This is a genomic window from Pseudonocardia sp. OZ21, assembly GCF_059359135.1.
In genome coordinates, this window is sequence record NZ_JCADBN010000002.1 from 673,404 (window position 1) to 692,266 (window position 18,863).

An 18,863-nucleotide genomic window follows, 5' to 3' on the forward strand; every position below is an offset into this window, starting at 1 on the left:
GATCTCAGTCGGAGCCGGTCCCAGGATCTGGAGGTGGCGCCACGGCGGCCAGAGCAGCGATCATCCTCGAACCGGTAGCCGGTCACTCCTGAGCGAGCTTGCTGACCGCCTCCCACTGCGACCACTCAGCCAGGCGCCGTTCGTAGATGCCTCGGGCGATGTCAAGCGCGTCTGCACCGAAGATCACCCGTAGCGGGGGGCGCGGGCTGTCCACGACCTCCAGCAGCGCCGCAGCCGCCCGCTCTGGCGAGCCCGACACCTGACCTCCACGCCGTGCGGCCGCTGCGGCGCGGACGGGCTCGTACTCGGGAAGCTGAGATGAGTGGCGGGAGGATGCTCCCGCCCAGTCGGTCCCGAATCCGCCCGGTTCGACGATGGTCACCGCAATCCCGAAAGGCGCGACCTCCAGGGCGAGCGACTCCGAGATCGCCTCCAGCGCCCACTTCGACGCATGGTAGGCGCCGAGGTTCGCGAAAGCGCCGATTCCGCCGAGACTGGAGATCTGGATGATGCGCCCACCACCCTGCTCCCGCATGATCGGGACAGCGGCCTGGCTCGTCCACAGCGCTCCGAAGAAGTTGGTCTCCAGCTGCGCCCTGACGTCGGACTCCGACAGCTCCTCGACCGCACCGAACTGCCCGTAGCCTGCGTTGTTGACCAGCACGTCGATGCCCCCGAGCCAGGCCGCGGCCCTGGCGACCACGGCACCGGCGTGGTCACGATCGGTGACGTCCAGAGCGTGGACGGACAGGCGGTCCCCGTGGGCTTCGCGCAAGTCGTCGAGGGCGGACTTGTCCCGAACGGTCGCGGCGACGGCGTCGCCGCGACCGAGCGCTGCGGCTGTGAAGGCACGTCCCAGGCCGCGTCCCGCGCCGGTGATGAGCCATCTGGTGGTCATGCCGTGCTTCCCTTCGAGTCGGCGTGGTGGTCGAGAACCGTCACGGCGGGACCTGGGGACGCGTGGACGTGCCAGAGCTCGTCGGCGACGCTGTCGGGTTCGTGCTCCTGCCCGGCACCCACCGGACCGACGATGACGACCTGCGCGACCCGGATGCCGACCGGCGTCAGCGCCTGATGCAGGAGTTCGACGTAGGCGGTCTCTGCCGCGATGGCGACGGCGCTCGCAGCGCGGTCGGGTGACGGTCTGACCGCCCCGCTGCCTGTCGTGAACAGGAGGCTCCCCCGCCGCCGCCCGACCATGGCAGGCAGCACTTCGCCGACCGCCGTCGCCGCTCCGCCGACGTTCAGCGCCAGCGCGGCCATGAGCTCCTCGGCGCTCGTACCCAGAACCGGCCGGATCAGGTGGACGTCGGGAAGCGGGCAGAAGCACAGCACGTCGATCGGGCCGAGGCGCTCCACGAGCCGTTTCATCGCCGGTCGGAGGGATGCGGGGTCCGTGGCGTCCGCAGCTTCCCAGTCCACACCCACGCCATCGGCGTCCAATGCGACGGCCAGCCGGCGCAGCCGGTCCGCCGACCGTGCAACCAGCCCTACCCTGCCTCCCGCGGTGGAGAACCGCCGCGCCACCGACAAGCCGATGCCCGGCCCTGCACCGACGACGATCGTCGCCGTGGGTCGTTCCCGTGTGACCGTCATGTGGTCCACGGTCCTGGAGCAGACCGCTCAGTGGGACGCCGCCGTTCTCCTAGGTGTGCGGCACCCACCCAGGGGTAGAACGGGACCATGTCATCGCCTCTGGGCGGATTCCTGACCCTACGACGCTCTCGCGTGCAACCGCACGACGTCGGGCTGAGGAGCAACGATCGCCGTCGCGTCCCTGGGCTCCGACGGGAAGAGGTCGCATCGCTGGCGGGCGTCAGCGTCGACTACTACGTGCGACTGGAGCAAGGACGTGAGCAGTCGCCGTCACCGCAGGTCGCGCAGGCAATCGGTCGCGCGCTGCGTCTCGATGAACACGGCCTCGCGCACCTCTACCGCCTCGCCGGGCTCACACCCCTGCGCACCGCGAGCACCGCCTCGACCGTCGACCCGCAGCTGGCCGCCCTGATCGACGAATGGCCCGAACACCCCGCGATCGTTCTCGGCCACGCCTTCGACGTGATCGCAACGAACTCCCTCGGAGAAGCGCTGTTTCTCGGGTTCCCCACCACCCGCAACCTTCTCGAGTCGACGTTCCTCGAGCCGGCGGCCCGCGCGCTCTACGCCGACTGGGAGATCGTGGCCACGAGCACTGTCGCCGGATTCCGCCTCCTGGAGGCGGCCCAACCCGACGACCCTCGCATCAGGCAGGTGCGCGACGGGCTCCTCGCCTCGGACACCGAGTTCGCCGCGATGTGGACGGACCACGAGGTGCGCGGGCAGCGGATGACCACGAAGCGCTTCCGCCACCCGGTCGCAGGCGACCTCGAACTCCACATCCAGACTTTCGACGTCCGCTCCGCCCCGGGACAGGAACTCGTGATCTATCGGGCAGAGCCGGGCTCGCCCTCTGCGTCCACTCTGGGGAAGCTGCGAGACTGAGCTGCCTTCGCGACCGGCATAGAAGCGGCGGTCGCCGGACTCGTCCACCTGCCCAGGGCCAACCAGTGAGGCCGGCGCGCGTCATCGAACCGGCGGGCGGCGGGCGAACGCCGGAGCTCGCTCCGGACGGAACCCGACGCCGACGAGGTAGGCCCCCACCGCCTGGACGACGGGCAACCGCCGGGCTGCGGTGAGGATCCGGCCCGACGGGCCGGCCTGTGCCCCACTCCGGACCGGGCCGGCCAGGTCGGCGTGCATGACCCGTTGCAGGGCTTGGACCAGCAGCAGCGGCAGCAACCGGCGGCGGTGCACCCGGGCGAGGTCCGTGCTGCGCACTGCGCCGCGGCGCAGTGGCCCGGCCAGCAGGGTCGCGGTCGCGACGGCGTCCTGGACCGCCAGGTTGATCCCCATCCCGCCGACCGGCGACATCGCGTGTGCGGCGTCGCCGATGCACAACAACCCGTCGACGTGCCAGCGCCGCAGCCGATTGAACTGCACATCGAGGTGTTTGACGTCGTCCATCGAGGCCAGCTCGCCGACCCGGTCGGCGTACTCGGGCAGGAGCTCGGCCACGTCGGCCCGGAACGCGGCGATGCCGCGGGTGCGTAGCTGCGCGTCGGTTCCCTTGCGGGCGACGTAGCCGATCTGGAAGTAGCCCTCCCTCGGGATGACGATGGCGAAGCGTCCCCGTCCTGGCCTGCGGGTCAGCGCGCCGACCTGCTCGCCCGTCCGGCGGGAGAGGCGGAACCACCAGGTGTCGAACGGGACGTCGAACGCGGTCACGGGCAGGCGGGCGGCGGCGCGCAGGACGGAGTCGCGACCGTCGCAGGCCACCGTGAGGTCGGCCCGGATCTCGCCGTCGACGTGCTCGCCGGTGGCAGTCGTCGTGCGGTGGCGGACGCCGACGACGCGGCCGTGCTCCCGGACGAGCGAGGTCGCGCACACCCCACCGGCGGAGCGCGGCGAAGTCGCCGATCCGCTGCGTCCCGCCGCGCCCGTCGGGCAGCACGACGTCGGTGACCCGCGACTGCGGCAGCCGCGCGAACCGCTCGCCCAGTCCCAGGTCGTCGAGCAGGTCGAGGGTCGCGGGGTGGACGGTGTCGCCGCGGAAGTCCTGCAGGAAGTCCCCGTGCTTCTCCAGCACCGTGACCTCCACCCCGGCCCTGGCCAGCAGCAGCCCCAGCACCATCCCGGCCGGACCGCCGCCGACGACGCAACACGTCGTCCGCTCCGCCGGACCGGCCCCGTGCCGGCTAGGGCCGTGCCTTCACATCGATCACTGCTGGTACTGCTCCTGCACTCTTCAGGTGGCCCGGAGATCGTCGGGTGATCGCACGGCGTCCGGCCACCGCGGTCGTCCGATGAGGACCAGCCTCGCCCCGGGCCGCGCCGCGACACATCGTGCTCAGGTGCCCAATCCCGGTTGCGCCTTTTGGTGGAGGACCTCTGCGTTGGTGCCGGCAGAGCCGGAGAACACTCGCGCGACACACCGATATGTAGGGGTCCATCACCATCGCCACCACGACATGTAGGGTCAGCGCCGCTGATGGTTCCTCTCCAGCCGCCAGGGTGGAGAGGGGGCAAGAGGGAATCCGGTGGGAGTCCGGGACTGCCCCGCAGCGGTGAGCGGGAACGACCGCCGTCATCGAGCACTGGGTGCGCCACACCTGGGAAGCGACGGCCAGTAGGAGCACCGGCAGGTGCACGCCCGTGAGTCCGAAGACCTGCCATCGGCGCGCGCACCACCGGTGCGCGCTGTCCGGGGTCCGCGCGGGACGGACCCGGGGCGGACGTCGCCGTGCCCGGTCCGGGCGCGCCTCCGTCCGCACCGGGATGCGTCTTCCTCGTGGCCCCGGGCTCGGTCGTCGAGCTCACGAGGAGAGAGCTGTGACCCCACCGGCCACCACCACGACAACCACCGCCCCACCCACCGCAGACGTGCGGGTCGTCCGCCGCGACGGCACCGTGTCGACCTTCGACGCAACCAAGATCTCGGTGGCGATGTCCAAGGCCTTCCTCGCCGTCGAGGGCAGCGACACCGCGAGCTCGTCGCGGCTGCACCACCTTGTCGAGGAGCTCACCGCGCAGGTGCGGCACGCACTGCTGCGTCACACCGAACCGGGCAGCGCGGTGACGCTCCACATCGAACAGATCCAGGACCAGGTCGAGCTGGCGCTCATGCGCGGCGGGCACCACAAGGTGGCCCGCGACTACGTGCTCTACCGCGAGGAGCACGCCCGTTCCCGGACGACCGTCACGCCGCCGACGCCGCCCGTACTGCAGGTCACTGACCTCGACGGCAACCTCCGCCCGCTGGACCGGGCACGCCTGGAGCACCTGGTCGCCGAGGCCGTCGCCGGAATCGCCGACGTCGACGCCGAGCCGCTGCTCACCGAGACCCGGCGCAACCTCTACGACGGCATCACCGCAGGCGAGCTCGCACTCGCGCCGATCATGGCGGCGCGCAGCCTCGTCGAGTCGGAGCCGAACTACTCCGCCGTGGCGGCCCGGCTGCTGCTCGACACCCTGCGCACCGAAGCGCTGTCGCACCTGTCCGGAGATCGCGAGCACGCGAGCCAGGACGAGATGGCCGCCCGCTACCCCGAGTACTTCCGGCGCTATCTCGAGCGAGCCGTCGTGCTGGAGCTCGCCGACCCGGCATTGCAGACCTTCGACCTCGGCCGGATCACCGGTGCGATCCGGCCCGAGCGCGACCTCGACTTCACCTTCCTCGGACTCCAGACCCTCTACGACCGCTACGTCCTCCACGAGCACGGGGTGCGCTTCGAGCTGCCGCAGGCGTTCTTCATGCGCGTGGCGATGGGGCTCGCCCTGAACGAACAGGACCGAGAAGCCCGGGCGATCGAGTTCTACGAGCTGCTGTCCTCGTTCGACTTCATGACGTCCACGCCGACGCTGTTCAACTCCGGTACGACCCGCCCGCAGCTGTCGTCGTGCTTTCTCACGACCGTCGACGACGACCTCGACTCGATCTTCCAGGCCTACCGGAACAACGCCCTGCTGGCGAAGTACTCCGGAGGCCTGGGCAACGACTGGACGCCGGTACGCGGGCTCGGCGCCCACATCAAGGGCACCAACGGGCAGTCCCAGGGCGTGGTGCCGTTCCTCAAGATCGCCGGCGACACCGCCATCGCGGTGAACCAGGGTGGCAAGCGAAAGGGTGCCGCCTGCGCCTACCTGGAGACCTGGCACATCGACATCGAGGAGTTCCTCGACCTGCGCAAGAACACCGGCGACGACCGGCGGCGCACCCACGACATGAACACCGCGAACTGGGTGCCCGACGAGTTCCTCCGCCGGGTCGAGGCCGACGGCGAGTGGACCCTGTTCTCCCCCGACGAGACCCCCGACCTGCACGACCTGTACGGCACCGCGTTCGCCGTCCGCTATCGGGAGTACGAGGCCGCAGCCGACCGCGGCGAGATCCGGGTGTTCCGCAGGCTTCGCGCGGTCGAGCTGTGGCGGCGGATGCTCACCATGCTGTTCGAGACCGGGCACCCCTGGATCACCTTCAAGGACCCGTGCAACCTGCGCTCCCCGCAGCAGCACGTCGGCGTGGTGCACTCGTCCAACCTGTGCACCGAGATCACCCTGAACACGCGCGCCGGCACCGACAACGGCGAGGTCGCCGTGTGCAACCTCGGCTCGGTCAACCTGGCCGCCCACGTCGGCCCCGACGGACTCGACACCGCGAAACTCCAACGGACCGTCCGCACCGCGGTGCGAATGCTCGACAACGTGATCGACATCAACTTCTACACGATCCCGCAGGCGCGCCGGTCCAACCTGCGGCACCGTCCGGTCGGGCTGGGGCTCATGGGCTTCCAGGACGCTCTGTTCGCCCAGGGCATCCCGGTCGCGAGCGAGGCCGCCGTCGTCTTCGCCGACCGCAGCATGGAGCACCTGAGCTACCACGCCATCGCCGCGTCGAGCGACCTGGCCGCTGAGCGGGGCCGCTACCCCACCTACGACGGCTCGCTGTGGAGCCAGGGCATTCTCCCGATCGACTCGGTCGCCCTGCTGGCCGACGCTCGTCAGGACGACAGCCTCGACGTCGACACCTCGACCACCCTGGAATGGGACGCCCTGCGGGAGCGGGTTCGCGTGAACGGGATGCGCAACTCCAACGTCATGGCCATCGCGCCCACCGCGACGATCTCCAACATCTGCGGGGTCGGACAGTCCATCGAGCCGCAGTTCCGCAACATGTTCGTGAAGTCGAACATGTCCGGCGAGTTCACCGTGCTCAACCCGTTCCTGGTGCGCGATCTCAAGGAACGCCGGTTGTGGGACCGGGTGATGGTGGCCGACCTGAAGTACTTCGACGGCAGCCTCGGCCAGATCGACCGTGTCCCCGCCGACCTCAGAGCGCTCTACGCCACTGCCTTCGAGATCGAGCCCCGCTGGCTGGTGGAGGCCGCCTCGCGCCGGCAGAAGTGGATCGACCAGGCCCAGTCGCTCAACCTCTACCTCGCCGCCCCCAGCGGCCGGGCACTCGACGAGCTCTACCGCCTGGCCTGGCACAAGGGCCTCAAGACCACCTACTACCTGCGCACACAGGGGGCCAGCCACGTGGAGAAGTCCACCCTGCGCGGCACCGACGGCAAGCTCAACGCCGTACCCGCCGCTCCCTCTCCCGCTGCCCCACTGCCGGTGGACCCCCCGCTCACCGACGGCGCCGCCTGCCGTATCGACGACCCCGAGTGCGAGGCCTGCCAGTGACCAGCACCCAGCTCCCCACGACCGGGCCCGTCACCACCGGACTCGGTGCGATCGACCGCGGCGCCGGCCGGGTCGCCGCCGACGCCAAACGGATGATCAACGCCCGCGCCGACGTCAACCAGCTCCTCCCCCTCAAGTACGGGTGGGCGTGGGAGAAGTACCTGGCGGCGTGCAGCAACCACTGGATGCCCACCGAGGTCTCCATGCAGGCCGACATCGCGCTCTGGCGTTCCCGCGACGGGCTCACCAGCGACGAACGGCTGCTGCTCACGCGCAACCTCGGGTTCTTCGCCACCGCCGAGTCGCTGGTGGCCAACAACGTCGTGCTCGCCGTCTACCGCCACCTCACCAACCCCGAGTGCCGCCAGTACCTGCTGCGCCAGGCGTTCGAGGAGGCCGTGCACACCCACACGTTCCAGTACGTGTGCGAGAGCCTCGGCCTCGACGAGGGCGAGCTCTTCAACATGTACCGCGAGGTGCCCTCGATCACCGACAAGGACGCCTGGGCCCTCGAACACACCCGCAATCTCGCCGACCCCGCCTTCACCACCGGCACCCCCGATGCGGACCGCGCGTTCCTGCGCGACCTCGTCGCGTTCTACGTCGTGTTCGAGGGGATGTGGTTCTACACGGGATTCGCCCAGATCCTGTCCCTCGGCCGCCGCAACAAGATGGTGGGCATCGCCGAGCAGTACCAGTACATCCTGCGCGACGAGTCGATCCACCTGAACTTCGGCATCGACTGCATCAACCAGATCAAGACCGAGAACCCCCACCTCTGGACACCCGGGTTCGCCGACGAGATCCGCGGCATGCTCGGCGAGGCCTGCGAGCTGGAGATCACCTACGCCCGCGACACCCTCCCGCGCGGGGTGCTGGGCCTCACCGCTGACGCCTGCGCGCGGTACATGCGGTTCATCACCGACCGCCGCGCCCACCAGATCGGGCTCGCTCCCCTCTTCGGGGAGACCGAGAACCCCTTCCCGTGGATGTCCGAGGTCATCGACCTGAAGAAGGAGAAGAACTTCTTCGAGACCCGCGTCATCGACTACCGGACCGGAGGCGCGCTCGACTGGGACTGAGCGAGGCGTAGGGGTCCGCCGGGCGGGTGGGCGCTGGTCTTCTGCCCACCCGCCCGGCGACCCCAGCTCAGCTCGGGGTGGCCGCAGCGCGCCGGCGGCCGATCGCCGCCCAGGCGGTGTCCCCGAGGAGGAACAGGACCAGGCTGCCGCCCAGCACCGGCATCAACCAGCCCGCCAGCACCGCGACCAGCACCACGGCGAACAGCACCGGCTGCGGCGTCGCGCGCAGCACGCCACGCCGCTCCAGCGGTCGCGGTGCGCCCCCGCGGGTGGGCCTGCGCTGCCACCACATCCGGTAGCCCCAGAACAGCATCGCGAGCACCCCCAGTGCCATCGCCGTCATGGCCAGCTGGTTGACCAGCCCGAACAGCGTTCCGGTATGGGCGAGGATGCCGATCGCCGTCAGCTTCGCGAGGAACGGGTAGTCGGCGAACGCCAGTGTCTCGACGACCTCGCCCGTGTAGGGGTCCAGCGCGATCTTGTCGCGGTGCAGGGGCACGGTGGACGACGCCTCCACCACGAGGAACGGCTCGCCCGGCTCGGCGGGCGGGGTGATGGTCAGCGGACCTTCGAACCCGGCGGCCCGCCCGATGGTCTCCGCCTCGCCCGCTCCGATGACCGACGCTCCTGACGCCGGCACGGGCAGGGAGTCCGTCGACATCGTCGGCGTGCGCGCGCCGAGTCCGGTCAGGACGGTCTGGAACCGCTCGCCCGCGAAGGTCGACCACGTCAAGCCGGTCAGCGAGATGAACACGAGCGCGGCGGTCACCCAGATCCCGACGCTGCCGTGCCAGTTCATGACCCGAACCCGGCCCGGCTTCGTCGAGGCGGGTACGACCAGGTCACGGCGTCGCGCGCGGCGCTTTCCGAACCACAGCACCAGCCCTCCGACGAACAGCACCGGGAGCCAGCTCGCGGCGAACTCCGAGTAGACGCCGCCGACGACGCCGAGGTGCAGGTCGCCGTGCAGCGTGCGCAGCCAGTGCTGGACGGGGGGTTCCCCGTCCTGCAACGGCAGCGCACCGGTGACCTGCGCCGTGTACGGGTCGACATAGACGGCCAGCGTCTCCCCCTCCGCGGCGCCGGGCGGGGTGAACCCGACCGCGGTGGTCCGGTCCGGCGCCGCGGCCGGCTGCACCGAGGTCAACGGAACACCCGGGTACGCGCCCCGAGCCGCCGCCACCTGCTCGTCGAGGGGAGCCACGGGACCGGTCTGCGGAGTGACCCGCAGCTCCTGGGCATGGATCAGATCGTTGATCTGGGGAGTGAAGACGTAGGCGATACCGGACAGGCAGAGGAACGCCAGGAAAGGCGCCACCAGGATGCCGGCGTAGAAGTGCACGCGCCGCACCAGGCGTCGCAGCGCGTCGGCACCCTGGGGTTGACGGGTCGCGGGGACGGGCGCGCGAGGTGGGGCGGGGGCCGTCGACGGGCGGCCGGGGTCGCCGGCCGCGGGCGGCGGCCGGTCGGAGGTGGTGGTCACAGGGCTCTCCAGAGAAGGCAGCGGGGCGGCAGCGGGGGGACGCTGGGCACGCCGGAACGGTCGGACCGCGATGCGGTCACGACAGGGGAGGGCACGCTGATCGAAGGATCGGCGCGGTGAAGGTCAGACCGTGCCGGTCGGAGGGCCGCGCAGGACCAGAGCATGGCGCAGGAACCGCTGCTGGGCGCCCATCCGCAGCGCCGGTGCGGGCACCACTGCGCGCACCGCGGTGCGTGGTCGCCCGGTGAGGACGACCCGGCGGCACCAGCCCACGACACGGGCCGCGACCCGGCGCGCAGCCGCCCAGATCCGCCGCTCACCGGCACGCAGCACCAGCGCGGTGAGCAGCCCGGCGGCGACGTGGACGTGCAGGACCAGGTCGTGCGGGAGGATCCCGTCGAGGGTCGGGACGCCACTGGTGGCGAGGACTATGTGGACCAACTGCTGGAGTCCGACCTGCAGCGCGGCGATCACCGACGTGCCGCGCTCCCGACCCGCGGCCGACCACGCCACGCCCGTGGCCACCACCACCGCCGCGATGACCATGCCGGTACGGACCGATCCCCCGGCCAACATGTGCCCGCCCGTACCCAGCACGGTGGCGGTGCCGCCGGCGACTGCGGAGCGCAGCAGCCGGCGGGGCGGACGGGGTGACGGCATCGGTCGGTCAGGCCATGCCCAGCAACATGACGACCATCGCGCCGCTCATCACCACATGCGCCACGACGGACGCGGTGATCGGGGCCGCGGGCGCCGCGGTCACCGTGGTCCCGGCGGGGGCGGGCGCGCCGGGGACGGGCACCGCGGTGCGGGCGAACACGGTGCGCGCGATGTCGGCGACGAACCAGGCCGCGAAGATCAGCGCGAGCACCGTGACCAGCAGGCCCGGGACTCCCCCGCTCCCGCCGGCGTGGTGGGCGTGCGCCGGGTCGACGGGTCCGGCTGCTGCCGTCGGCGCACCGTGGTGATGGCCGCCGAGCAGCATGAACAGCATCGCGGCCGCCCCCACCACGTGATGGCCCGCCTCGTCCAGGAGTGACCCTTCGCGAAGTGCCGCCGCGCCGAACCAGGCGCCGGGCAGGAGGAAGATCGCGACCCAGAACGGCTGCGGGAGCGGGTCGGCCGACGGGACGAACATCGCGGCCATCCCCAGTCCCATCGCGGCGTGGGCACCGGAGGCGACCGGGGCGCGCCGCCTCCCGAGCAGGACCAGATGGAGGGCCGCTACGGCAAGACAGGCCAGGCCGAGGACGGGATCCAGCCACGACGCGACACCCGGACCCATGCGCAACTCCTCGTCGTTCCTGTCGGGGGCCCCCGAACCGACGGAGAGGTTAACCACGTGCAACCGTCCGGATCTATACGGTCACGGGGTAGGCGCGTGTCTGGAGGCGCTCCTGGTGCGACGAGGGGCTGAGCCGACCCCGTCCGCGGCGAACCTGAGGACGGAACCCTGCGCGCGGCCGTTCGCATTACCCCTAACGGCCTAGTGCGAAACCGTTCATCGCCGCCGTAACGGCGTACACCGCCGAGAAGACTCAGATTGGCAACCTTGTCGCAACCCGGCCTCCAAGGTTGCCCCGTGGACGTATCCCCCACCGAGAAGGACCGGCCTGCGGTCTCCCGCGCCAGTGCCGGACGCGTCGTCGCCTTCCTTGCGGTGCTCGCCCTCACCGCAGCGGGCGGCTGGCAGGCCGGCCGCATCTTCGCTCCCGCCCCACCCCCGCAGGCCTCGCTTCCCGCGTCGACGTTCACGCACGGCCACCAGTGACGGCCGAGCCGGCACCGCTCGAGGAGTTCCCCATGAACGACACCACCACCTCTCCCCGCCCCGTCCGCCGATGACGGCGACCCTCCCGACCACCGCTCCCGATGCGGTGGAGACGGAACTGCTCGTCGAGGGCATGACCTGCGGAGCCTGTGCGGCGCGCATCGAGCGCAAGCTGCGCAAGCTCGACGGTGTGCAGGCGAACGTCAACTACGCGACCGGCCGAGCGGCCGTCGTGCACGGCGGCACGGTGACCGTCGACGACCTCGTGGCCGCGGTCGAGGGCGCCGGCTACCGGGCCTGGCAGCCGGACCCGGCCACCCGTGACGACGAGGCCGAGGCCGCTCACGAGCGTGACCTCGCCGCCCTGGGACAGCAGCTCATCGCGTGCGCGGCGCTCGCGACGCCGGTGATCCTGCTGTCGATGGTTCCCGCGCTCCAGTTCCCGCTCTGGCAGTGGACGGCGCTCGGCCTGACCACGCCGGTCGTGGTGTGGGGCGCGCTGCCGATCCATCGCGCGGCACTGGCGAACCTGCGCCACGCAGCCGCGTCCATGGACACCCTGGTGTCGCTCGGGACTCTCGCGGCGTTCCTCTGGTCGGTCTACGCCATGGTGTTCGGCACGGCGGGCCTGCCCGGACTCACCCACTCCTTCGAGCTCACGCTCGCCCCGGCCGACGCGGCAGGGCAGATCTATCTCGAGGTCGCCGCGGGGGTGACGACGTTCGTGCTCGCCGGGCGCTACCTGGAGGCGCGGGCCCGCCGACGCTCCGGCAGCGCCCTGCGCGGCCTGCTCGCGCTCGCCGCCACGGACGCCAGGGTGCTGCGCGACGGGCGGGAGCTTCTCGTGCCGGCCGACCGGCTCGCCGTCGGCGACACCTTCGTGGTGCGGCCGGGTGAGAAGGTCGCCACCGACGGAGTGGTGGTCGACGGCTCCTGCGCGCTGGACACGTCGGCGATCACCGGGGAACCGGCACCGGCCGATGTCGCACCGGGCGATGACGTGATCGGCGGGTGCGTCGCACTCGGAGGGCGCCTCGTCGTGCGGGCGACCCGCGTCGGGGCCGACACCCAGCTCGCGCAGACGGCCGCCCTCGTCGAGCGGGCACAGAACGGGAAGGCCGCCGTCCAACGCCTCGCCGACCGGGTGTGCGGCGAGTTCGTGCCCGTCGTGCTCATGCTCGCCGCCGCCACCTGGGGGTTCTGGACCGGCGCCGGCGCGGGTGCGGCCACGGCCTTGGCTGCCGCGACGGCCGTCCTGATCGTCGCCTGCCCGTGTGCGCTCGGGCTCGCCACGCCCACCGCGCTGCTGGTCGGCACCGGCCGTGCGGCGCAGTTGGGGGTGCTCGTCACCGGGCCGACGGTGCTCGAGTCCACCCGCCGGGTCGACACCGTCGTGCTCGACAAGACCGGCACGGTGACGACCGGCGAGATGACCGTGACCGACGTCGTGCCGGCCGACGGTACGAACGTCGACGAGGTGCTCGTCGTGGCCGGCGCGCTGGCCGATACGTCGACGCATCCCGTGGCGCAGGCGGTCGCCCGCCACGCGGCAGGCGGCGACGGGCGGACCGGCCCCGAGGTACGCGACGTCGTCTCCCTCGACGGGCTCGGTATGCAGGGCGTGATCGGCGACGACGAGGTCCTGCTCGGCAGGCTCTCCCTGCTCCAGCAGCGCGGCATCCCGATCCCCGACACCTTCGAGGAGCCGCTCGCCGAGGCCGCGGCGAAGGGGCGCACCACCGTGGCGCTGGCCTGGGCCGGCCGCGCCCGCGCGGTGCTCGTGCTGTCCGACACCATCAGACCGACCAGCACCGACGCGATCGCGGAGCTGCGCCGGCTCGGACTCGAACCGGTGCTCCTCACCGGCGACGGCATGGGCGCCGCTCGCGCGGTCGCCGACACGGTCGGGATCACCACCGTCGTGGCGGACGCACTACCCACGGACAAGGTCGACCACATCGCGCGGCTGCAGGCGGAGGGCCGGGTGGTCGCGATGGTCGGCGACGGCATCAACGACGCCGCCGCGCTGGCCCAGGCCGACCTCGGTATCGCCATGGGCACCGGCACCGACATCGCGATCTCCGCCGCCGACATCACGCTCGTCCGCGCCGACCTCACCGCGGCCGTCGACGCCGTCCGGATCTCGCGCCGAACCCTCACCGTCATCAAGGCCAACCTCGCCTGGGCCTTCGGCTACAACATCCTCGCCCTCCCGGTCGCGGCCGCGGGGATGCTGCACCCGATGCTCGCGGGAGCGGCCATGGCCGCCAGCTCCGTCCTCGTTGTCACCAACAGCCTCCGGCTCGGCGGCCGGACGGGAACGCGTGGGAGAGGGGCGGCGGACCGTCCGGCGCCCCTCCCCCACGCGGCAGGGGAGTCAGTTCCTGCGGGCAGCGGCGGCGGCTGACACGAGGTTGCGCAGCGCCGCCACCGTCTCCTCCTCACCGCGGGTCTTCAGTCCGCAGTCCGGGTTGACCCACAGTCGCTCGGGCCCGACCCAGTGCTGTGCCGCGTGCAGGAGCGCCTCGATCTCGGCGACGTCGGGCACCTGCGGGGAGTGCACGTCGTAGACGCCGGGGCCGAGGCCGCGCGGCACCCCGGGACCGATCTGGGCGAGCACTTCCATCTTCGACCGGGCCGCCTCGACCGTGGTGACGTCGGCGTCGAGTCCGTCGATCGCGCCGACGACCTCGGCGAACTCCGAGTAGCACAGGTGCGTGTGCACCTGGGTGGAGTCGGCCACTCCCCCGGTGACCAGCCGGAACGCATCGACCGCCCAGTCCACGTAGGCGGACCGCTCGGCCGCGCGCAGCGGCAGCAGCTCCCGCAGCGCCGGCTCGTCCACCTGGATGATCCGCAGCCCGGCGGCCTCCAGGTCGCGCACCTCGTCGCGCAGTGCCAGCCCGACCTGGCGGGCTGTCTCGCCGAGCGGCTGGTCGGTGCGCACGAACGACCAGGCCAGGATCGTGACCGGGCCGGTGAGCATCGCCTTGACCGGTTTCGCGGTGAGCGACTGCGCGTAGGTCGACCAGCCGACGGTGATCGGCTCGGGGCGGCTGACGTCGCCGTGCAGGATCGGAGGGCGCACGCAGCGGCTTCCGTAGGACTGCACCCAGCCCAGCTCAGTGGTGGCGAACCCGGCGAGGTGCTCGGCGAAGTACTGCACCATGTCGTTGCGCTCGGGCTCCCCGTGCACGAGCACGTCGAGCCCGATGTCCTCCTGCAGGCGCACCACCCTGGCGATCTCGGCCCGCATCCGTTCGACGTACTCGGCGTCGTCGAGCCGGCCGGCCCGGTGCGCTGCACGGTCGGCCCGGATCGCACCGGTCTGCGGGAACGAGCCGATCGTCGTCGTCGGCAGCGACGGCAGGCCGAGGTGCGCATGCTGTGCGGCCACACGTCGCTCCGCGGTGCCCCGCCGATAGTGGCCGGCGCCCAGGGCATCGAGCCGGGCCCGAACCCGCTCGTCGCGCTGGGACGCCACCGCTCCCCCGGCCGCGGCGAACTCGCCCGCCACGGTGTCGCGACCCTGGTGCAGGGCGCGGGAGAGCAGCACGACCTCGCGGACCTTCTGCCGGGCGAACGCCAGGCGCTCCCGCAGCTCCGGTGCCAGCGCCGGCTCCGCGTCGAGGTCGTAGGGCACGTGCAGCAACGAGCACGACGTGGCGATCTCGACTCGCCCCGCCGTGCCGAGCAGCGTGGCCGCGATGGCCAGCGCCGCGTCCAGGTCGGTGCGCCAGATGTTGCGGCCCTCGACGACCCCGGCGAGCACGGTCTTGCCGCGCAGCGCGGGCACGGCCACCGCGGTGTCGGCCCGGCCGGCGACGAGGTCGAGAGCCAGCGCTTCCACCGGTGTCCCGGCCAGCACCGGCAGCGCCGGGCCGAGATCGCCGAAGTAGCTCGCGACCAGGATCCGCGGCCGCTCCGTCAGCCCACCGAGCCGCCGGTACGCCCGTCCCAGCGCGTCGATCTCCGCCGGGCTGCGGTCGGCGACGAACGCCGGCTCGTCCAGCTGCACCCACTCCGCACCGGCCGCGGCCAGCTCGGCCAGCAACTGCTCGTACACGTCCAGGAGCGGATCGAGCAGGTCGAGCGGGACGAACCCGGCGGGTGCGCCCGGCGCCGGCTTGGCCAGCAGGAGGAACGTGGCCGGCCCGAGGATCGTCGGCCGCGTCACGACTCCCTGCGCGAGCGCCTCGGCGAACTCGTCGAGCGGCTTGCGGTCGGCGAGTGCGAAGCGGCTACCGGGGCCCAGTTCGGGCACCAGGTAGTGGTAGTTGGTGTCGAAGAACTTCGTCAGCTCCAGAGCGGGCACGCCGTCGTGCCCGCGGGCCATCGCGAACATCTCGTCGAGCGGGGTCAGGCCGAGTGCGGTGAACCGCTCGGGAACCGCGCCGACGACCCGCGCGGTGTCGAGCACCTGGTCGTAGAAGGAGAACGTGTTCGACGGCACCGAGTCGAGTCCCGAGCCGGCGAGCTCCGCCCAGGTGCCGCGGCGCAGGCCGGCCGCCACCGACTGCAGCTCCTCGGCCGAGGATGCTCCGGACCAGTAGCGCTCGACGGCACGCTTGAGCTCCCGGCGCGGACCGATCCGCGGATATCCGAGCACGGTGGATCCAGGGGTCTGAGTTTCTGACACTTGCTCTCTCCTCGCGAGCGCGGTCGACGCGCACCAGGCGGTGCGCGTGCCGGCGGCAGGTCTTCGGACTCGCGGGCACACACCGACCTGGTGCTCCTACTGGCCGTCGCTTCCCAGGCGCTCGCGCCCAGTGCTTCGTGACGGCGGTCGTTCCCACTCACCGCTGCGGGGGCAGTCCCGGACTCCCACCGGGTTCCCTCTTGCCTCGGACGGTGACCCGCCCGAACCGTCGGCATCGCAGACATTAGTGGTTCGATCACAAAACTTCACCATCAGATTTGTTGTCGGACACCGTGACACCCCGACGGATGCTGCAGGTCCACCACCACTGAGCGGCGGTCCGGCCGCACCGGCCAGGGCCCGCACCGGGGCCCTCACCGATGCGACCGGCCGCTGTGCAACGCGATGCTGTGTCAGGCGCACGACGGCGTGGTCGACCTGCTCCGCTCGGCAGCAGCCCTTCAGCAGTCCACCCGACCGAATGGTGCATCCATGACCCTCGACCGCAATGACGTCCCACGATTGAGCCGGATCGAGGAAGCCCTGTCGGCCCGTCCCCCAGCACCTGATCGAGCAGGAGTCGCCGGCCGGCGCACCGCGCTCGACGGCACCGACCTCGTCCAGGTCTCCGACCCGGCCACCCGCGACCAGGACACCACCGCGCTCGTCGTCACCGTGGCGGTCCAGTTGCTGTGGGACACCGTGCACCGCGCGTACTACGCCGAAAACCGCGACGCGGACCTCCCACCGGCTCGTAGCAGCGCCGGTTCACCCGCCGGTCGCTCGCGCCGCCGAGGGCGGGACGACGCTCACGCTCGGTCCGTACGCCATGGACGGACCGCGTAACCAGAGGGCAACAGCACGATCGCGCGCCTGACAGCCGGTGCCGCGCAGTACGGTCCGTCGGCCGCGGCGGGCGGCGTCACCGTTGTGAAAGGGTGTTCGGGGCGCCGGCAGTCGGCGCCGTAGCGGACCTGGCGTCGCGGCCGACCACGCCTGTATCAGGGCGAAGAACTCACCGGCCGGCCCTCAGCGGCGCCCGGTCGACGTCGCGTCGTGCTCGACGAGCAGAGCGACTTCACGATCGGGACGGCGGGGCGGCCGCACGACGTCGTGCCGGTCCCGGGAAACGTACTCGCCCATCTGGAGCAACATGACGAACTCGGCGTCGTCGGACCATCTCCAACACCTCAGGGACCGCGCAGGCCACGAGCTCGCCTCGGCACTGGACCGCATCCCGTTCCGGCGGGCGCACGTGCTCATCCTGGTGCTGGTCGCCGTCGGCACCCTGGTCAATGCGATCGAGGAGTACGACGTCGGCCTGGCCGCGCCGCTGATCGCCAGCCAGTGGTCGCTGTCCAACGCCCAGGTGGGGCTGCTGACCACGGTGACGTTTGCCGGCATGGCGATCGGGTCGCTGATCGCCGGTGTCACCGGCGACCGCTACGGGCGGCGCATCACCATGATGTACACCCTCGCGCTGTACACCGTGGGCGCGCTGGCCGCGGCGTTCTCCCCGAACTTCGTCTGGTTGCTCGTCGCCCGGTTCGTCGTGGGGATCGGGCTCGGCGGTGAGCTGAGCACCGGAATCACCCTGGTCGCGGAACTGATGCCCACCAAGTTCCGGGGCACGGCCGTGGCCACGGTGAACGTCGCGGGCGGCGGTCTCGGAATCTTCGCCTCCTCCGCACTGGGTGCCCTCATGCTCGGCCCGCTGCAGGAGACCCTCGGCGGACCCACCGTGGCCTGGCGCTGGCTGCTCGGCGTGCTGGCGGTCCCCGCGCTTCTGGTGCTCGCCTACCGCTGGTTCCTGCCGGAGTCGCCGCGCTACCTGCTGGTCGACGGCCAGGTCGACGAGGCCAACAAGGTGCTGACCCGGCTGGCCGCGAACCGGCTGCGCCCGCTACCCGGCATGCCGACCACCCGCTACATCGACGCGGTGGAGGGCGCGCGGCTGCCTCGGCAGCGGGTGCGGCTCAAGGAGGTGTTCCAGGGTCGGTTGGCCCGCAACACGGTGGTGATCTGGGTGGTGGCCGCGATGACCTTCGGCGCTCAGGTGACCGTCACGGTGTTCATGCCGACCGTGCTGGTCTCGCGGGGGCTGGACGTGTCCACCTCGCTCACCTACACCATGATCATCAACGTCGGCGGCTTGGTGGGCGCGGTGCTGGCCAGCATCTTCGGCTACTGGTTCAAGCGCCGGGTGGTGCTCGGATACGGCTCGGCCGTTGCGGTCGTCGTCGCGATCGTGTTCGCGACATCGCCCATGGTGCTCGTGTTCGGCGGCCTGCTGCAGCTGATGTTCATCCTGCTCAACACCACGACCTTCGTCTGGGCGACGGAGCTCTACCCGACCAGGATCAGGGCGTTCGGCACGGGCGCCATGGTGACCGTGCTGCTCCTGTCCGCCTCGATCGTGCCGCTGCTGGCGGGGGTGATCGTCGACGCCGCCGGCACGGTCGGCCTGTTCGTCCTGGTCGGCGCGATGTACGTGATCATGGCGGTCGCCGTGCGGTTCGGCCCGGAGACCCAGGGACTCTCACTGGAGGAGTGAGGAGTGCGGTCGGCCTGCTCGCAGCGCTCAGCGGAGCTGTCGGCGTGAGGTGATGTTGAGTTTGCCGAAGATCTTGTGGAGGTGGTACTCGACGGTGCGGGGACTGATGA

At 71.5% G+C, this 18,863-nt stretch carries 14 protein-coding genes, 1 pseudogene and 2 riboswitches; of the genes and pseudogenes, 7 read left to right on the forward strand and 8 right to left on the reverse strand.

Annotated elements, in window-relative coordinates; genetic code table 11:
• Positions 1–82 precede the first annotated feature (82 nt).
• Together AC5L35_RS06740 and AC5L35_RS06745 are read right to left on the reverse strand one after the other, a co-directional pair.
• Positions 83–898 carry an SDR family NAD(P)-dependent oxidoreductase gene (locus AC5L35_RS06740; protein WP_495058673.1) on the reverse strand — a complete coding sequence of 272 codons (816 nt, stop codon included), beginning with the start codon at positions 896–898 and terminating at the stop codon, positions 83–85.
• Positions 895–1,596, reverse strand: a complete 702-nt coding sequence (locus AC5L35_RS06745) for an SDR family NAD(P)-dependent oxidoreductase (RefSeq protein WP_495058674.1) — start codon at positions 1,594–1,596, stop codon at positions 895–897. The genes AC5L35_RS06740 and AC5L35_RS06745 overlap by 4 nt, the downstream gene beginning before the upstream one ends.
• 87 nt (positions 1,597–1,683) lie before the next feature.
• On the opposite strand from AC5L35_RS06745, the gene AC5L35_RS06750 reads away from it, so the two are divergent.
• On the forward strand, positions 1,684–2,481 hold the full coding sequence (locus AC5L35_RS06750) for a helix-turn-helix transcriptional regulator (protein ID WP_495058675.1): 798 nt from the start codon (positions 1,684–1,686) through the stop codon (positions 2,479–2,481).
• Positions 2,482–2,562: 81 nt separating this feature from the next.
• Here AC5L35_RS06750 and AC5L35_RS06755 read toward each other — a convergent pair.
• Positions 2,563–3,670: pseudogene (locus AC5L35_RS06755) on the reverse strand (FAD-dependent oxidoreductase).
• Between the two features lie 340 nt (positions 3,671–4,010).
• A riboswitch (cobalamin riboswitch) is annotated at positions 4,011–4,227 on the forward strand.
• A gap of 141 nt (positions 4,228–4,368) precedes the next feature.
• On the opposite strand from AC5L35_RS06755, the gene AC5L35_RS06760 reads away from it, so the two are divergent.
• The gene (locus AC5L35_RS06760) at positions 4,369–7,224 is read left to right on the forward strand and encodes a ribonucleoside-diphosphate reductase subunit alpha (protein ID WP_495058676.1); all 2,856 of its coding nucleotides are present in this window, start codon (positions 4,369–4,371) and stop codon (positions 7,222–7,224) included.
• The gene (locus AC5L35_RS06765; protein WP_495058677.1) at positions 7,221–8,306 is read left to right on the forward strand and encodes a ribonucleotide-diphosphate reductase subunit beta; all 1,086 of its coding nucleotides are present in this window, start codon (positions 7,221–7,223) and stop codon (positions 8,304–8,306) included. Before AC5L35_RS06760 ends, AC5L35_RS06765 begins: the two co-directional genes overlap by 4 nt.
• A 67-nt stretch (positions 8,307–8,373) precedes the next feature.
• Here AC5L35_RS06765 and AC5L35_RS06770 read toward each other — a convergent pair whose 3' ends face one another.
• From AC5L35_RS06770 to AC5L35_RS06780, 3 genes are all read right to left on the reverse strand, one after another.
• Positions 8,374–9,789: a PepSY-associated TM helix domain-containing protein gene (locus tag AC5L35_RS06770; RefSeq protein ID WP_495058678.1), complete on the reverse strand. Its 1,416-nt coding sequence runs from the start codon at positions 9,787–9,789 to the stop codon at positions 8,374–8,376.
• Positions 9,790–9,912: 123 nt separating this feature from the next.
• The gene (locus AC5L35_RS06775; protein ID WP_495058679.1) at positions 9,913–10,449 is read right to left on the reverse strand and encodes a hypothetical protein; all 537 of its coding nucleotides are present in this window, start codon (positions 10,447–10,449) and stop codon (positions 9,913–9,915) included.
• A gap of 7 nt (positions 10,450–10,456) precedes the next feature.
• Positions 10,457–11,074, reverse strand: coding sequence for a DUF5134 domain-containing protein (locus tag AC5L35_RS06780; RefSeq protein WP_495058680.1), 618 nt, complete (start codon positions 11,072–11,074; stop codon positions 10,457–10,459).
• Between the two features lie 297 nt (positions 11,075–11,371).
• Here AC5L35_RS06780 and AC5L35_RS06785 point away from each other — a divergent pair, with 297 nt between their 5' ends.
• Both AC5L35_RS06785 and AC5L35_RS06790 read left to right on the forward strand, forming a co-directional pair.
• On the forward strand, positions 11,372–11,560 hold the full coding sequence (locus AC5L35_RS06785) for a hypothetical protein (RefSeq protein WP_495058681.1): 189 nt from the start codon (positions 11,372–11,374) through the stop codon (positions 11,558–11,560).
• 70 nt (positions 11,561–11,630) lie between these two features.
• Complete coding sequence (locus tag AC5L35_RS06790) at positions 11,631–13,967, forward strand: heavy metal translocating P-type ATPase (RefSeq protein ID WP_495058682.1); 2,337 nt, start codon at positions 11,631–11,633, stop codon at positions 13,965–13,967.
• Here the strand turns inward: AC5L35_RS06790 and metE are convergent.
• Positions 13,938–16,199: a 5-methyltetrahydropteroyltriglutamate--homocysteine S-methyltransferase gene (gene metE, locus AC5L35_RS06795; protein ID WP_495058683.1), complete on the reverse strand. Its 2,262-nt coding sequence runs from the start codon at positions 16,197–16,199 to the stop codon at positions 13,938–13,940. The genes AC5L35_RS06790 and metE overlap by 30 nt on opposite strands.
• A 37-nt stretch (positions 16,200–16,236) precedes the next feature.
• A riboswitch (cobalamin riboswitch) is annotated at positions 16,237–16,445 on the reverse strand.
• Positions 16,446–16,691: 246 nt separating this feature from the next.
• On the opposite strand from metE, the gene AC5L35_RS06800 reads away from it, so the two are divergent.
• Together AC5L35_RS06800 and AC5L35_RS06805 are read left to right on the forward strand one after the other, a co-directional pair.
• Complete coding sequence (locus AC5L35_RS06800; protein ID WP_495058684.1) at positions 16,692–17,045, forward strand: hypothetical protein; 354 nt, start codon at positions 16,692–16,694, stop codon at positions 17,043–17,045.
• 307 nt (positions 17,046–17,352) lie between these two features.
• Complete coding sequence (locus AC5L35_RS06805) at positions 17,353–18,753, forward strand: MFS transporter (protein WP_495058685.1); 1,401 nt, start codon at positions 17,353–17,355, stop codon at positions 18,751–18,753.
• Between the two features lie 27 nt (positions 18,754–18,780).
• Here AC5L35_RS06805 and AC5L35_RS06810 read toward each other — a convergent pair whose 3' ends face one another.
• Positions 18,781–18,861, reverse strand: a complete 81-nt coding sequence (locus AC5L35_RS06810) for a LuxR C-terminal-related transcriptional regulator (protein ID WP_425563887.1) — start codon at positions 18,859–18,861, stop codon at positions 18,781–18,783.
• Between the last annotated feature and the right edge of the window lie 2 nt (positions 18,862–18,863).

Bases quoted from the DNA above. Each gene is read 5' to 3' on its own strand.
- AC5L35_RS06745 (WP_495058674.1), bottom strand. From the start codon at position 1,596: ATGACGGTCACACGGGAACGACCCACGGCGACGATCGTCGTCGGTGCA.
- AC5L35_RS06800 (WP_495058684.1), top strand. From the start codon at position 16,692: ATGACCCTCGACCGCAATGACGTCCCACGATTGAGCCGGATCGAGGAA.
- AC5L35_RS06740 (WP_495058673.1), bottom strand. From the start codon at position 898: ATGACCACCAGATGGCTCATCACCGGCGCGGGACGCGGCCTGGGACGT.
- AC5L35_RS06805 (WP_495058685.1), top strand. From the start codon at position 17,353: ATGACGAACTCGGCGTCGTCGGACCATCTCCAACACCTCAGGGACCGC.
- AC5L35_RS06750 (WP_495058675.1), top strand. From the start codon at position 1,684: ATGTCATCGCCTCTGGGCGGATTCCTGACCCTACGACGCTCTCGCGTG.
- AC5L35_RS06780 (WP_495058680.1), bottom strand. From the start codon at position 11,074: ATGGGTCCGGGTGTCGCGTCGTGGCTGGATCCCGTCCTCGGCCTGGCC.
- AC5L35_RS06790 (WP_495058682.1), top strand. From the start codon at position 11,631: ATGACGGCGACCCTCCCGACCACCGCTCCCGATGCGGTGGAGACGGAA.
- AC5L35_RS06775 (WP_495058679.1), bottom strand. From the start codon at position 10,449: ATGCCGTCACCCCGTCCGCCCCGCCGGCTGCTGCGCTCCGCAGTCGCC.